Origin of the sequence: Microtetraspora malaysiensis, assembly GCF_050947145.1 — a bacterium.
Lineage (GTDB): Bacteria > Actinomycetota > Actinomycetes > Streptosporangiales > Streptosporangiaceae > Microtetraspora_A > Microtetraspora_A malaysiensis.
This window is the reverse complement of sequence record NZ_CP191998.1, coordinates 7781108-7795557: the sequence shown is the minus strand read 5'-3', so window position 1 is coordinate 7795557 and position 14450 is coordinate 7781108. Positions and strand designations below refer to the sequence as shown.

Annotated in this window: 17 protein-coding genes; 14 read left to right on the top strand and 3 right to left on the bottom strand. The window is 70.3% G+C overall.

Features of this window, described 5'->3' with window-relative positions:
• Positions 1-149 precede the first annotated feature (149 nt).
• The 5 genes from ACQP1V_RS36515 (at position 150) to ffh (ending at position 6014) form a co-directional block, all read left to right on the top strand.
• Positions 150-2933, top strand: a complete 2784-nt coding sequence (locus ACQP1V_RS36515) for a nitrate- and nitrite sensing domain-containing protein (protein WP_433415114.1) — start codon at positions 150-152, stop codon at positions 2931-2933.
• Positions 2930-3355 carry a roadblock/LC7 domain-containing protein gene (locus ACQP1V_RS36510; RefSeq protein WP_067124701.1) on the top strand — a complete coding sequence of 142 codons (426 nt, stop codon included), beginning with the start codon at positions 2930-2932 and terminating at the stop codon, positions 3353-3355. The genes ACQP1V_RS36515 and ACQP1V_RS36510 overlap by 4 nt, the downstream gene beginning before the upstream one ends.
• A 2-nt stretch (positions 3356-3357) precedes the next feature.
• Positions 3358-3741: a DUF742 domain-containing protein gene (locus ACQP1V_RS36505; RefSeq protein WP_067124698.1), complete on the top strand. Its 384-nt coding sequence runs from the start codon at positions 3358-3360 to the stop codon at positions 3739-3741.
• A 19-nt stretch (positions 3742-3760) separates the two neighbouring features.
• Positions 3761-4318 (top strand): GTP-binding protein, encoded by a 558-nt coding sequence (locus ACQP1V_RS36500; RefSeq protein WP_387411757.1) that lies wholly within the window; start codon positions 3761-3763, stop codon positions 4316-4318.
• 148 nt (positions 4319-4466) lie between these two features.
• Entirely contained in the window at positions 4467-6014 is a 1548-nt protein-coding gene (ffh, locus tag ACQP1V_RS36495; RefSeq protein WP_387411481.1) for a signal recognition particle protein, read from the top strand.
• Positions 6015-6101: 87 nt separating this feature from the next.
• On the opposite strand, the gene ACQP1V_RS36490 is transcribed toward ffh, so the two are convergent.
• Positions 6102-6746: a DUF4232 domain-containing protein gene (locus tag ACQP1V_RS36490; RefSeq protein WP_433415111.1), complete on the bottom strand. Its 645-nt coding sequence runs from the start codon at positions 6744-6746 to the stop codon at positions 6102-6104.
• Between the two features lie 236 nt (positions 6747-6982).
• Between ACQP1V_RS36490 and rpsP the strand changes: the two genes are divergently transcribed.
• The 9 genes from rpsP (at position 6983) to ACQP1V_RS36445 (ending at position 12484) form a co-directional block, all read left to right on the top strand.
• Complete coding sequence (rpsP, locus tag ACQP1V_RS36485) at positions 6983-7444, top strand: 30S ribosomal protein S16 (RefSeq protein WP_433415110.1); 462 nt, start codon at positions 6983-6985, stop codon at positions 7442-7444.
• Between the two features lies 1 nt (position 7445).
• Positions 7446-7688 (top strand): RNA-binding protein, encoded by a 243-nt coding sequence (locus ACQP1V_RS36480; RefSeq protein ID WP_067124687.1) that lies wholly within the window; start codon positions 7446-7448, stop codon positions 7686-7688.
• Between the two features lie 78 nt (positions 7689-7766).
• Positions 7767-8285, top strand: coding sequence for a ribosome maturation factor RimM (rimM, locus tag ACQP1V_RS36475; protein ID WP_067124684.1), 519 nt, complete (start codon positions 7767-7769; stop codon positions 8283-8285).
• Positions 8286-9173: a tRNA (guanosine(37)-N1)-methyltransferase TrmD gene (gene trmD / locus ACQP1V_RS36470; protein ID WP_433415108.1), complete on the top strand. Its 888-nt coding sequence runs from the start codon at positions 8286-8288 to the stop codon at positions 9171-9173.
• 202 nt (positions 9174-9375) lie between these two features.
• Positions 9376-9741, top strand: a complete 366-nt coding sequence (gene rplS / locus ACQP1V_RS36465; protein ID WP_387411471.1) for a 50S ribosomal protein L19 — start codon at positions 9376-9378, stop codon at positions 9739-9741.
• A 110-nt stretch (positions 9742-9851) separates the two neighbouring features.
• A complete protein-coding gene (gene lepB / locus ACQP1V_RS36460; protein ID WP_387411469.1) occupies positions 9852-10715 on the top strand; it encodes a signal peptidase I in 864 nt (287 codons plus the stop codon).
• A 16-nt stretch (positions 10716-10731) separates the two neighbouring features.
• Complete coding sequence (gene lepB, locus ACQP1V_RS36455; RefSeq protein WP_067124672.1) at positions 10732-11325, top strand: signal peptidase I; 594 nt, start codon at positions 10732-10734, stop codon at positions 11323-11325.
• Between the two features lie 70 nt (positions 11326-11395).
• Positions 11396-12121 (top strand): ribonuclease HII, encoded by a 726-nt coding sequence (locus ACQP1V_RS36450; RefSeq protein WP_433415106.1) that lies wholly within the window; start codon positions 11396-11398, stop codon positions 12119-12121.
• 39 nt (positions 12122-12160) lie between these two features.
• Positions 12161-12484, top strand: a complete 324-nt coding sequence (locus ACQP1V_RS36445) for a DUF2469 domain-containing protein (RefSeq protein WP_030511723.1) — start codon at positions 12161-12163, stop codon at positions 12482-12484.
• 98 nt (positions 12485-12582) lie between these two features.
• On the opposite strand, the gene ACQP1V_RS36440 is transcribed toward ACQP1V_RS36445, so the two are convergent.
• Together ACQP1V_RS36440 and ACQP1V_RS36435 are read right to left on the bottom strand one after the other, a co-directional pair.
• Positions 12583-12915 carry a peptidoglycan DD-metalloendopeptidase family protein gene (locus ACQP1V_RS36440; RefSeq protein ID WP_433415104.1) on the bottom strand — a complete coding sequence of 111 codons (333 nt, stop codon included), beginning with the start codon at positions 12913-12915 and terminating at the stop codon, positions 12583-12585.
• 378 nt (positions 12916-13293) lie between these two features.
• Positions 13294-14430, bottom strand: a complete 1137-nt coding sequence (locus tag ACQP1V_RS36435) for a tyrosine recombinase XerC (protein ID WP_433415102.1) — start codon at positions 14428-14430, stop codon at positions 13294-13296.
• Between the last annotated feature and the right edge of the window lie 20 nt (positions 14431-14450).

Sequence of the window (14450 nt, the reverse complement as noted above, 5' to 3'; positions counted from 1 at the left end):
TCGGCGGGCCTTTGGAGCGGTCTAAAATGGCCGATCGGTTTGGTTAATTCAGCCCTTTGTGCTCAAATTGCCCCTGACTCGTGGCAGGTTTCCCGAGCGAACCCCCTGCAAAGCCCTTTTGGAAAGACCAGCGCGAGAGGTTGCGACCTGTGAGGACAGCAACGATCGAGAGCGGTCGCCGCGCCGAGCCGAGTCCACCCGGCGAGCCGGTCGCCGGCGGTCCGCGCACCGCGAGCACATCGGAACCGGAAACCGGCAGCCAATGGGCGTTGAAGAACTGGCGCGTGCGCACCCGTCTGCTCGCGCTGATCGTGCCGCCCACCCTGATCGCGATGCTCCTCGGCGGCTTCCGTGTGTCCGGCTCCATCGCCGAGGCCGCCGAATACCAGCGGGTCCGTCAGGCGATCGAGCTGGTCGGCAGCATCGGGGCGCTCACGCACGAGCTCCAGCTCGAACGCGACATGTCCATCCGCTACGTCGCGCTCAACCGCCGCAGCGGCGCCTTCCTCTCGCCCGTACGCCGCCAGCAGGGCACCGTGGACACCGCCGTCGAGCAGGTACGGGTCAAGATGCAGGCCGCCGACGACGCCTTCGGCGGCATCGGCCGGCAGGATGTGGTCCGCGCCCGGGGCCGGCTGGGGGAGATGCCCGCCCTGCGGGAGACCGTGCTGGAGAGCCAGCTTCCGCCGCTGCCCGCGATCACCAAGTACTCCATCCTCATCTCCGACCTGCTCCGCCTGTACGACACCGCCGCCGAGGGGGTCGTGGACGAGGAGCTCAACGCGAGCATCAAGGCGCTCGGCTCCCTCGTCCGCGCCAAGGAAGAGGTGTCCAAACAGCGGGCGCTGCTGGCCGTCGGACTGGCCCGCCAGCAGCTCGACCCCTCCGAACTGGACGCGTTCACCGCGGCCCGCGCCGGTAAGGAGAGCGAGCTCGCCGGGTTCTTCGCCGAGGCGAGTACCGCACAGCGGCAGTTCTACAGCGACACGGTGACCGGCCAGAAGATCGACCGCGCCGCGTTCCTGGCCCAGCGCGCCCTCTCCATGGCGAAGTCCGGACGGCTGATCCGCGCGCTCGACCGCGGGTCCGACGAGCAGCGGTGGTTCGACGCGGCCAGCTTCCAGACCGACAGCATGCGCAAGGTCGGCGACGCGCTGACCGACACCATCATCGCCAAGAGCACCGCGCTGGAGCAGAAGGCCCGCTCCGGCGCCGTCTCCAACATCATCCTCGTGATCGGGCTCCTGCTGGTCGTCGTGCTCATCACCATCGTCATGGCCCGATCGCTCGTACGGCCGCTGCGCCGGCTGCGCACCGAGGCCCTGGAGATCGCCGGGCAGCGCCTGCCGGAGACCGTCCAGCGGCTGCGCGAGTCCGAGAACGCGGACGGTCCGCCACCGGTCCAGCCGCTCGGCGTCGCCTCGGCCGACGAGGTCGGCGAAGTGGCGCGGGCCTTCGACGAGGTCCACCGCGAGGCCGTACGGCTGGCCGGCGACGAGGCGCGGCTCCGCAGCAACATCAGCGCCATGTTCGTGAACCTCTCCCGCCGTACGCAGACCCTGGTCGAGCGGCAGATCGCCCTGATCGACGGGCTGGAGCAGGGCGAGCAGGACGAGAACCGTCTCGGCAACCTGTTCAAGCTGGACCACCTGGCGACCCGCATGCGCCGCAACAGTGAGAACCTGCTGGTCCTCGCGGGCCAGGAGCCGGCCCGCCGGTGGAGCCGGCCGGTCGAGGTCACCGACGTCGTACGCGCCTCCCTCTCCGAGGTCGAGGGCTACGAGCGCGTCGTGATCAACGTGCCGTCCGAGGTCGCGCTCGCCGGACAGGCCGTCAACGACGCCATCCACCTGCTCGCCGAGCTCGTCGAGAACGCGCTCTCCTTCTCCTCACGCGACACGCGGGTCATCGTCTCGGGCAACCGCATCGACGGCGGCGGCGTGATGATCTCGATCACCGACTCGGGCATCGGCATGGCCCAGGAGGAGATCTCCCAGGCCAACTGGCGGCTGGCCAACCCGCCCGTCGTGGACGTGTCCGTGTCCCGGCGGATGGGCCTGTTCGTGGTCGGCCGCCTCGCGCTGCGCAACGGCATCCGCGTTCAGCTCCGGCCGCACGACAGCGGCGGGCTCACCGCGATGGTGCTGCTGCCGGAGTCCCTCGTCGGGCACCACGAGCCTCCCGCCCAGTCGCACGCCGGCGCCTTCGCGGGCGCGATGGCCGGGCACGCCGCCGCGTACGCCGCGCCGCAGGAGGTCGGCGTGTGGGGCGCGCCGCCCGACCCGTCCGCCTGGGCCGGCCCGCCCGACCAGCCCTCCTGGAGTGGCCCGATCGACCCCTCTCCCTGGTCCGCCGCCTCAGGCGGCGTCCCCGGCGAGCGGTCCGACGCCGTGTCCGGCGGCTGGCAGCCGCCCGGCGCCGCGATACCACCCCAGGACACCCCGATCCGGATGCGGCCCAGGCGCGACCTCGGCGCCGAGGACGCCACCGGGCCGCTGCCCGCGCTGTCCGACCTGCCCATGGAGGCGGAGCCCGAGGAGTTCCTGCCGATCTTCGCTTCGGTGGAGTCGGCCTGGTTCCGCCGGACGCCCACGTCCGAGGACGACCCGGAATGGGGCCGCCAGGAGAACGTGGAGGCGGGCTGGCAGGCCGCCGACGCCGCGGTGCGCCAACCGGCCTCCGAGGGGAGCACCTCCTCCGGCCTGCCCAAGCGGGTCCCGCGGGCCAACCTCGTCCCCGGCACCGCCGGCACCTCCGGCACCGCCGCTTCCGGCGGTCCGGTGGCCTCCCCGCCGCCCGCCCTGTCCGCCGACCGCGTACGCAGCCGGCTCTCCAGCCTGCAGCGCGGCGTACAGCAGGGACGCGCGGTGGCCCGAGGCGAACTGAGCGAGGACCAGGGATATCCCGGCCCGACCAATGTGGAGGACGCATGAGAGAGATGAGCCAGGGGGCTCGCGGCATCAACTGGCTGATCAGTGACTTCGTGGGGTCGGTCCCCGGAGTCGCGCACGCGGTGGTGGTGTCGGCCGACGGCCTGCCGCTGGCGTTCTCCGACGGCTTCCCCCGGGACCGGGCCGACCAGCTCGCCGCGGTCTCCGCCGGCTTGATCAGCCTGACCCAGGGCGCCTCGCGCGTGTTCGAGGGCGGCGCGGTCAACCAGACGGTGGTCGAGATGCAGCGCGGGCTACTACTGATCATGTCCATCAGCGACGGCTCGTGTCTCGCCGTGCTCGCGTCCGCGGACTGCGACATGGGTCTGGTGGCCTACCAGATGACGCTGCTGGTGGATCGTGCGGGACAGGTGCTCACCCCCGCCGTACGTGCCGAGCTCCAGGCCTCAAACCCGAGGGGCTGAGCATGGACCAATGGGGGCAGCCGTACGGCGGCGCCCCGCTTCCCCAGGAGCCCTCCTCGCCGGTGCGCCCGTACACCGTCACGGGAGGCCGCACGGCTCCCCGCATGCAACTCGCCCTGGAGGCCCTGGTCTCCTCGGCCACGTCCACACACCTCGATCTTTCCGGCCGCCCGCCGGAATACCGCGCGATCAGCTCCTTGTGCCGCCAGGTGAGATCGGTGGCGGAGGTCTCGGCGCTGCTGCGGATCCCGCTGGGGGTCGTCCGCGTGGTGATCGCGGACATGGTGGCCGAGGGCCTGGTGCACGTGCACCAGCCCCAGTTGGACGCGGGCAAGCCGGATCTGAACTTGCTTGAAAGGGTGCTCAGTGGACTTCGCAGGCTCTAGCCAAGGCTCTCAGCGGAGCCTGACCTCGACGAAGATCGTGGTGGCCGGCGGTTTCGGTGTGGGAAAGACCACGTTCGTCGGGGCGGTCTCGGAGATCGTGCCGCTCACGACCGAGGCGGTGATGACGGACGCGTCCAAGGACATCGACGACGTCGGTTTGGTGCCGCACAAGACCACGACGACGGTCGCGATGGACTTCGGCCGGGTCTCCCTGGACCAGGACCTGATTCTTTACCTGTTCGGCACGCCCGGTCAGCACCGCTTCTGGTTCATGTGGGACGACCTCGTGCGCGGTGCGATCGGGGCGGTGGTCCTGGTCGACCCGCGGCGGCTGGCGGACAGCTTCCCCGCGGTCGACTACTTCGAGGAGGCCCGGCTCCCGTTCGTCGTCGGCGTCAACGGCTTCGACGGGCTGTACAGCCACTCGGAGGAGGAGCTGAGAGAGGCGCTCACGATCTCCTCCCGGGTCCCCATCGTACGGACCGACGCCCGCAACCGGGAGTCGGTCAAGAGCACGCTCATCACGCTGGTCGAGCACGCGCTCACCACCCACGTCGGCAGCCGCGGCGGCTGGTGACACCCCACGCTCGCGGCCCGCGGCCCGCCCCCGGCGCCGACGCCGGGGACCGGCCGCGCGATCCCGGCTCGGGCACGCATCCCGTACGTGCGGCTAGTCTGGGGGGCGAGCTCTTTACCGTCCACTCGCTTCGAGGCTGGCCAAACACGTGTTCGAGACGCTTTCCGACCGGCTGACTTCGGTCTTCTCCTCCCTGAGGTCCAAGGGCAGGCTTTCCGACGCCGACATCGACGCGACCTGCCGCGAGATCCGCATCGCCCTGCTCGAGGCGGACGTCGCGCTGCCGGTGGTCAAGGCATTCGTCGCCCAGGTCAAGGAGCGGGCGCGCGGAGTCGAGGTCTCCCAGGCACTGAACCCCGCCCAACAGGTCGTCAAGATCGTCAACGACGAGCTGATCGAGATCCTGGGTGGCGAGACCCGGCGGCTCCGCTTCGCCAAGAACCCGCCGAGCGTCATCATGCTGGCGGGTCTGCAGGGTGCCGGTAAGACGACCCTCGCGGGCAAGCTCGCCAGGTGGCTGCGCGACCAGGGGCACACGCCGCTGCTCGTCGCCTGTGACCTTCAGCGCCCCAACGCGGTCCAGCAACTCGCCGTGATGGCCGAGCGCGCGGGCGTCGCGGTCTACGCGCCCGAGCCCGGCAACGGCGTCGGCGACCCCATCGCCGTCGCCCGGCAGTCGCTCGACCACGCCAGGCGGCAGCAGCACGACATCGTCGTCATCGACACCGCCGGCCGCCTGGGCATCGACCAGGAGATGATGAAGCAGGCCGCGGACATCCGCGACGCGGTCACCCCCGACGAGGTGCTGTTCGTCGTCGACGCCATGATCGGCCAGGACGCGGTGAGCACCGCCCAGGCGTTCATGGACGGCGTCGGCTTCGACGGCGTCGTGCTGACCAAGCTCGACGGCGACGCCCGCGGCGGCGCCGCGCTGTCGGTGCGGCACATCACCGGCCGTCCGATCATGTTCGCGTCCACCGGCGAGAAGATCGAGGACTTCGACGCCTTCCACCCCGACCGCATGGCCGGCCGGATCCTCGACATGGGTGACATCCTCACCCTGATCGAGCAGGCGCAGAAGACCTTCGACGAGGCCGAGGCCGCCAAGATGGCGGGCAAGCTCGCCTCCGGTGAGGGCTTCACGCTCGACGACTTCCTCGAGCAGATGATGATGGTCCGCCGCATGGGCCCGATCAAGAACCTGCTCGGCATGATGCCCGGCATGGGGCAGATGCGCGACCAGCTCAACCAGGTCGACGACAAGGACCTCGACCGCATCGCGGCGATCATCCGGTCGATGACGCCGGGCGAGCGGCAGGAGCCCAAGATCATCAACGGCTCGCGCCGGGCCCGCATCGCCAAGGGCTCCGGTGTCACGGTCACCGAGGTGAACAACCTCGTCGTCCGCTTCTTCGACGCGCAGAAGATGATGAAGCGCATGTCCCAGGGCCTGGGCATCCCCGGCCTGCCGGGCAAGGGCAAGGCGCAGAAGGCGCAGAAGGTCAAGAAGGGCCGCAGGGTCAGCGGCGACCCCCGCAAGGCCGGGCAGGGCAAGTCGCCCGCCGAGCCCGCCGCCGACATGGGCGGCGCGCCGGGGCTCGGCGCGCTCGGCCGGCTGGGCGCCGGTCAGCTCCCGCCGGGGCTGGAGCTGCCTCCGGGGTTCGACCCGTCCAAACTGAAGTTCCCCAAGCAGTGACCCCGGCCGGGGCGCGTCGCTGATCGCGTCCTCGGGTGGCCGTCCCGGATCACCGGGCCGGCCACCGAGACGGTCGGCGGGGCCCCATCAGAGCTTGATTCCCGGCTCCATCGGCCGGACGTCGATCTTCCCGTCGCCGCAGACCTCGGCGGCGAAGGGGATCTCCAGGTGCGCCACCTCGTCCGGCGGGATGATCATCAGCCGGGCCGACCGGGGACAGGAGGACTCCGTCCCGGACGGCACCACGGTCCAGTGCAGGCGCGCGTGCGCCCCCGCTCCCGGCCGTAGCGTCACGCGGCGCGGCTGGACGGACTCCCTGCGGGTCCTGGTCCGCAGGGCGTCCCCGTTGCCGTCGATCATGATCAGGCCGACGAATCCGTAGACCCAGCAGGTTCGGCTCCCGGTGTTGGTGAGCACCAGCGGCGCGTACCGCTGCCCCGCGCCCGCGTCGGTCGTGCCGACGCGCGCCTTCAGCGTGCCGGTACGGCATCGCCCGGCCGGCGCGGAGGCGAGGGCGGCGGCGGGGGCCGCCGGGGCGGAGGCGTCCGCGGGCCCGGGCGCGGCCGGGAGGCGCGAAGTCATGGCCGCCGCGGCCGCCGCGGACGGGATGTCGGAGCGCTCGGAGGAGCCGGACGCCCGGGAAGCCGCGGAGCCGCAGGCGGCGGAGAGCAGGAGGCTGGCCGCCACCGCCGAGGCGGCCGCCGCGCGGGAGGTGCGGTTGATTCGCTGCATGTCATGTTCGATGCCTGGCTGCGGCGTTTTGTTCAGGGCTTTCTCCAGGTCCGCAACCGGCTGGGGCGACGCCGAGCACCCTGGATCGTCTGGCAGAATGTCATGTTGGAACATCGTGGCCAGGCGGGTGCCCTCTCACCCCCGCCGGTCGCGCCTGTCCCTCGAGCGGGTTCCCATCGTGCCCCACTCGATGTGACACCGCTCACTCACGCTCTGAAGCAGGAGAGACCACACCCGTGGCAGTCAAGATCAAGCTCAAGCGGCTCGGTATGATCCGCAACGCGCAGTACCGCATCGTCGTCGCCGACAGCCGCACCAAGCGTGACGGCCGTGCGATCGAGGAGATCGGTCTGTACCACCCGAAGGAGAACCCCTCGCGCATCGAGGTCAACTCCGAGCGGGCGCAGTACTGGCTGAGCGTCGGCGCGCAGCCGACCGACCCGGTCCTGAAGCTCTTCAAGCTCACCGGCGACTGGCAGAAGTTCAAGGGCGAGCCCGCCCCGGCGCCGCTCCTGGTCGCCGAGCCGAAGCCCGACCGTCACGCCATCTACGAGGCCGCGGCCAAGGAGGCGCTGTCCGCTGACACCGCCGGCGCCGCCACCACGCCCAAGAAGGCCAAGAAGACCGTGAAGGCCGACGAGGCCGCCGACGTCACCGAGGCCCCGGCCGGCGAGGAGAAGTCGGAAGGCGAGGCCTGAGGTGCTCGAGGAGGCCCTCGAGCATCTGGTCAAGGGCATCGTCGAGCATCCTGACGATGTCCGGGTTCGCGCTCGCCGCATCCGCACCGGGCGCGTCCTCGAGGTCCGGGTCCATCCCGACGACCTCGGCAAGGTCATCGGTCGCGGGGGCCGTACGGCCAAGGCGTTGCGCACCGTCGTGAACGCGCTTGCCGACGGCAATTACGTCCGGGTCGACCTGGTCGACCTGAACGAGGCCCGTTAAGAAGAACCTCATAGCCGGGGGACCCTCGCCAGGGGGTCCCCCGGCTTGCTTTCCGGCACGATCGGAGGAAGACGAGAAGTGCAGCTAGTCGTTGGCAGGATCGGCCGACCGCACGGGGTCCGCGGTGAGGTCACCGTCGAGGTGCGCACCGACGACCCGGAGCTGCGCTTCGCCCCGGGAACGGCTCTCGCCACCGACCCCGCCTCCGCCGGGCCGGTGGAGGTCGAGGGCGCCCGCTGGCACAAGGACATCCTGCTGCTCAGCCTGGTCGGCGTGGACGACCGCGACGCCGCCGAGGCGCTGCGCGGGACGCTGCTCGTGATCGACTCGGCCGACGTGCCGCCGTCCGAGGACCCCGACGAGTTCAGTGACCACCAGCTCATCGGGCTCTCCGTGGTCACCGCGGGCGGCGATCCGGTGGGCGAGGTCGCCGACGTGCTGCATCACGGCCAGGACCTGCTCGTCGTGCGCCGCCCGTCCCGCGGTGAGGCGTACGTGCCGTTCGTCAAGGCGCTGGTCCCCGAGATCGACCTGGAGAAGGGCGTGCTCGTGGTGGACGCGCCTCCCGGGCTGCTGGACCTCGACGAGGCCGAGTAAATGCGCGTCGACATCATCTCGATCTTCCCGGAGTACTTCGCTCCGCTGGACGTCTCGCTCATGGGCAAGGCGCGCGACCGCGGCATCCTCGACATCCACCTCCACCAGCTCCGCGACTGGACGCACGACGTGCACCGGACCGTGGACGACACGCCGTACGGCGGCGGGCCCGGCATGGTGATGAAGCCCGAGGTCTGGGGTGAGGCGATCGACGCGGTCATCGCCGAGGCCCTCACCGGGGGAGCCGACGCCGCCGGACCGTCCGTGCCGGGTGCCGGGGAAGCGCGTGCCGACCTGGGTGTCCCGGGAGAAGCCGGGGATGAGGCGGCGCACGAGGGCCTCCTCCTGCCGCGGATGATCGTGCCGACGCCGAGCGGGCGGCCGTTCACCCAGGAAGTGGCGCTGGAGTACGCCAAGGAGCCCTGGCTGCTGTTCGCCCCGGCCCGCTACGAGGGCATCGACTCCCGCGTCATGACCGAGTACGGCTCCCACCTGCGGGTGGACGAGGTGAGCATCGGCGACTACGTCCTCGCCGGCGGCGAGGCGGCCGTGCTGGTCATGGTCGAGGCCGTCGGCCGGCTGCTGCCCGGCGTGCTCGGCAACGCGGCCTCGGTGGCGGACGACTCGTTCGCGCCGGGCGCGATGGAGAACCTGCTCGAAGGTCCCGTCTACACCAAGCCGCCCTCCTGGCGCGGCCACGACGTGCCGGAGATCCTTCTGTCCGGGCACCACGGGAAGATCGCCCGCTGGCGTCGCGATGAGGCGCTGCGCCGTACGGCGGCGAAGCGGCCCGAGCTGCTCGCCCGGCTCGACCCGGAGGGCCTCGACAAACGCGACCGGCAGGTTCTCGACGAGACCCGCGGGCGGGCGGACACGTCCGGCGGTTGACCGGATGGGCGCTTCGTTTCGCGTGACGGCCGAAGATATGGCAGACTGAATCGCTGCTGCCGACTTCACCGTGGCGGCACGCGGCCGGGCGGAGATCCGGCCCCCAAGACGTATCAAGCCAAGCGCGCGTGTCCCCCTCGTCGTCGAGCCAGGCTCGGCCGGGTGGACCTCCGTGCGCTCATGTCAATGAGGAACCGCTGTCATGCACACGCAGATCCAGGAGCTCGAGAAGGCTGCCCTCCGCAGCGACGTACCGGCTTTCCGTCCGGGTGACACGCTGGAGGTCCACGTCCGCGTCGTCGAAGGCAACCGGTCCCGTATCCAGGTGTTCAAGGGCTTCGTCCTGCGCCGCCAGGGTGGCGGTGCCCGCGAGACCTTCACTGTCCGGAAGATCAGCTACGGCGTCGGCGTCGAGCGCACCTTCCCGGTGCACAGCCCGATCATCGAGAAGATCGTGGTCGTGACCCGCGGTGACGTCCGTCGCGCCAAGCTGTACTACATGCGCGACCTGCGCGGTAAGGCCGCTCGCATCCGCGAGAAGCGCGACGCCGCTCCGGCCGCCAAGTAAGGCGATCGACATGATGGCCCGTACCCCAGGGGTGCGGGCCATTTTCTTTTCCGTGCCTATGTCGCGTCGGCGACGGTCACGGTCAGGGACATCATCTAGGCTCGACAGCGATGACTAGCGAGACGCCGGATGCGGGCACGCGCCGCTCGGCCGAGGACGGGGTGGACGTGGTCGCGGAAGACACCCAGCAGGCAGCCGGAGACGGCAAGGAGAAGAAGAGCTCCTTCTGGAAGGAGCTGCCGGTTCTCATTGTGGTCGCCCTCGTGCTGGCCTTGCTCATCAAGTCCTTCGTGGTCCAGGCGTTCTACATCCCGTCCGAGTCGATGGAGAACACCCTGCTGGTCAACGACCGGGTCCTGGTCAACAAGCTCGTCTACCACGTGCGCGACATCGAGCGCGGCGACACGGTGGTCTTCTCCGGGGTCGATTCCTGGGAGGGCGAGGTGCCCCAGGAAAAGCCGTCGAATCCCGTCGCCGGGTTCTTCCGCTGGGTCGGCACCTCGTTCGGGCTGATCCCGGGTGAGAAGGACTACATCAAGCGGGTCATCGGGGTCCCCGGCGACACGGTGAAGTGCTGCGACGTCCAGGGACGGATCACCGTCAACGGGACGCCGATCGACGAGAAGTCTTACCTCTATCCCGGCGACGCGCCCTCGCTGTCGAACTTCGAGGTCAAGGTGCCGGAGGGGCGGCTCTGGGTCATGGGTGACCACCGGTCCGTCTCGCTGGACTCGCGGTCCCACCAGGGCGACCCGGGCGGCGGCACCATCCCCATCGAGCAGGTGATCGGCCGGGCTTTCGTCATCGTGTGGCCGTTCGACCGGGCCAAGGTCCTGCCGATCCCCGAGACCTTCAACCAGCCCGCGCTGCACGCCGTCGGAGCGCTGGGCGACGGCGCCGCGCCGGCGCTCCTGGGCTTCGTGGGTGCCGTCCCTCTCGTGGCTCTTAGACGTCGCCTGCGCGCAAGGCGGTAACCTGCCGCAGGTGACCATGACCGAAGAGAAGGATCCCCCCGCCAGGAAGTCTTCCGGCTGGCGCGACTCCATCCTGTTCACCCTTGGCGGCATCGTTGTGGCCGTGCTCGTGCACCTGTTCGTGATGCAGTCGTTCTACATCCCGTCCGGGTCGATGGAGAACACGCTGCTGATCAATGACAGGGTCGCGGTGAACAAGCTCGCCTACGTCCTCGGTGATGTGGAGCGCGGTGACATCGTGGTCTTCAAGGGGTGGGACGGCGAGGACACCATCAAGCGGGTGATCGGCGTCGGCGGCGACACGGTGAAGTGCTGCGACGCCAAGCGCCGGATCACGGTGAACGGGACGCCGCTCGACGAGGAGAACGTGTACCTCTATCCCGATGTCTATCCGTCCAAGCAGCGGTTCGAGGTGAAGGTCCCCCCGGGCCGGGTCTGGTTGATGGGAGACCATCGGAACAACTCCCGTGACTCGCGTGAGTACATCGACGATCCGTACAAGGGCACCATCTCCGAAGACGACCTGGTCGGCCGGGCGTTCATCCGGTACTGGCCGTTCTCCCGGTTCGGCCTTCTTTCCCGGCCGGAGACGTTCTCCAAGGTCCACTGATCGGCGGTGTCGTGCCCCTCGGCCGCTGCCGTACCGCACGGACGGAATGGGGCGTACGCTGCTGTTCGTCATGACAGTTGCGTATCGCCCGCGGCCGAGCGTCGTCCGGCGGGATTCGGGACTTTACGGCTACGAGCGGGCACTGACCCGGCGAGGGTTCACGCCGGTCGCCGGCGTGGACGAGGCCGGGCGTGGCGCCTGCGCCGGACCGCTGGTCGTGGCCGCAGTCGTCCTCGGACGCGAGATCGACGGGCTGAGCGATTCCAAGCTGCTCACGCCCGCCAGGCGCGAGCGGCTGTTCGACCTGATCGAGGCCAGGGCGCGGGCGGTGAGCGTCGTCGTCATCCCGCCTGAAGAGATCGACGCCCGTGGGCTGCACAGAAGCAACGTCGACGGCATGCGCCGCGCCGTCGCGGGCCTCGGCATGGACGTGGGGTACGTGCTGATCGACGGCTTCCCCGTGCCGGGTCTGCCCGCGCCGTCGCTGGCGATCTGGAAGGGAGATCAGGTGGCCGCGTGCGTCGCGGCGGCCTCGATCGTGGCGAAGGTGACTCGGGACCGGCTGATGCGCTCTCTGGACGACGCCCATCCCGAGTACGGCTTCGCGGTACACAAGGGATACGTGACGCCGGGCCATCGGAAGGCGCTGGCCGCGCACGGTCCCACCTCGCAGCACCGGTTCTCCTTCGTGAACGTCACCGGGACGCGTACGGGCGTCACCGTCGTGGTCGGTCGCGGTCTGACCGGGGAGGACGGGGAGATGCGAGAGAATGGAGCGGAGGCCGGTGTCGTCTGACCACGCGGCCTTGGTGGGGTGCGAAACAGGAGGACCGGAATGAGCGCAGAGGATCTCGAAAAATACGAGACCGAGATGGAGTTGCAGCTCTACCGGGAGTACCGCGACGTGGTCGGGCTCTTCACCTACGTCGTCGAGACCGAGCGGCGCTTCTATCTCACCAACTCCGTCGATCTCGACGTACGCACCGCTGAGAACGGCGACGTCTTCTTCGACGTGAAGATGCAGGACGCCTGGGTCTGGGACATGTACCGGCCCGCCAGGTTCGTCAAGAACGTCCGGGTTGTGACGTTCAAGGACGTCAACGTCGAAGAACTGGCCAAGCCGGATCTCGAGATGCCCAAGGAGGGCTTCTCCAGCTGACGACCGCTCCGTCGGCCCGGCATGGCCGCCACGGAGGGAACCCTGTGCGGGGCCGGCCACGGCCCCGCACGCGGGCGGCTCCTGCGTCGCCTGAGGCCTCATGCGGCGGCCCGATCTGCGGTCGGTAGCAGGCGAACCTGGCCGAGCCCGAGCAACAGGAGGGGGTCCAGGTAGGCGCTCCCGCGCAGCAGGCCCCAGTGCAGGCAGGGGACCGGGCAATGGCCGGGAAGATTCTCGGCGACGCCCAACGGGGTGCCGCTTTCCACGGCCTGGCCAGGGCGGACCGAGGCTCGGACAGGCAGGTACGTGGTTCGTAACCCGTCCGGGTGGATCACGGTCACGACTCCGCGCCCGGCCAGTTCGCCGGCGTATCCGACAACGCCTGGCCCGGCGGAACGGACCGTCTCGCCGGGCAGGGCCTGGATGTCCACCCCTCGGTGCCCGGCCAGCCATCGTTCCGGAGGCGGCTGGAACCGCCGGACCAGAACGGGGCGGCCCGACAGCGGCCACCGCCACCGGGGCGGGTCTCCCGCGTTGTGAGCCGAGGCCGACCACGGCGGCCGTGACCACGGTGACCATGAGGGCGGCCACGGTGCGGATGAGGATGGTGCCCGCGACCATGTCAGTGGCCGTGGCCATGGTGACCAAGGTGGCCATGACGGCGATGAGGACGACGGTGCCCACAGGAGAAGGGCCGCCATCACGGTCAGTAGGCGCATGGCAGCAGCGTGGCATCGGCGCGCGCCGTCCTCTCCAGCCGAACCGCGTTCTGTGGACAACGCGGTTATCGGTGGCGTAGTCGCCGGCAGTCAGGCGCGGGGGTGGGCCTGCCGGTAGACCTTGCGCAGCCGTTCGATCGAGACGTGCGTGTAGATCTGGGTGGTGGCCAGGGACGCGTGGCCGAGCATCTCCTGGACGGTGCGCAGGTCGGCTCCGCCCTCCAGGAGGTGGGTGGCGGCGGTGTGCCGCAGCCCGTGCGGCCCCATGTCGGGGGCGTCCTCGAGCTCGGCGAGTCGAGCGTGCACGACCCTCCGGACAGTGCCCTGGTCGATCCGGCCACCGCGCGCTCCGAGGAAGAGTGCGGGTCCGCTGCCCTCGCGGAGCAGCAACGGCCTCCCGCGTACGCACCAGGCGTCCAGGGCGCGGAGGGCGGGCAGGCCGAACGGCACGACCCGTTCCTTGCGTCCCTTGCCGAGGACACGCACGGTGTTGCGGTCGCGGTCCACGTCATCCACATCGAGTCCGCACAGCTCGCCGACCCGCACGCCCGTGGCGTAGAGCAGTTCGAGCATCGCGATGTCCCGCAGCTCTTTGGGACCGTCGACGGCTCGGCGCGCCCCGGTTCGCTCCGCCTGCGGCGTCCCGCGATCTTCGCGGTTGCCGGTGCGGCGGACCCCCAGGACAGGCACCGACTCGTCGGCGGTCGGCTCCACGGACGCGGGGACGAGGGCGCCGCCGGGGGCTGTGGCGGGTGAGGAAGCGGCCGACGGTGTCTCGGTGGGCGGGGTGGACCGTCCCCGGGCCGCGTCGTTCCGGTCCAGCAGCGCCCTGGCCTCGTCCTGATCGAGGACGACGGGCAGATGACGGGGCGACTTGGCCGTGCCCAGGAGCAGGCCGGGGTCGGTCGCCGTCCAGCCACGGCGATGGCAGAAGGCGGTGAAGACGCGCGCGCATGCGGAGCGACGTGCCAGCGTCGCTCGCGAGCGCCCGGCCTGATGCTGCCCGCCGAGCCACTCGCGAAGGACGGTGATGTCCAGAGCGTCGAGCGAGTCGTGTCCTGTCGCGTGGAGATGTCCGAGCAACGCGGTGACATCCCCCACGTACGCGCGAACGGTGTGCGGAGAGAGGTCCCTCTCCACCCGCAGGTGCCGTTCGAACTCGGCAAGCACGCTCTCGAACGCCCCGCTCGGGCTGGGGAGAGCACCGGATCTCGCGCCGTCGGCCATGCGGCTCATGGTAGACAGCC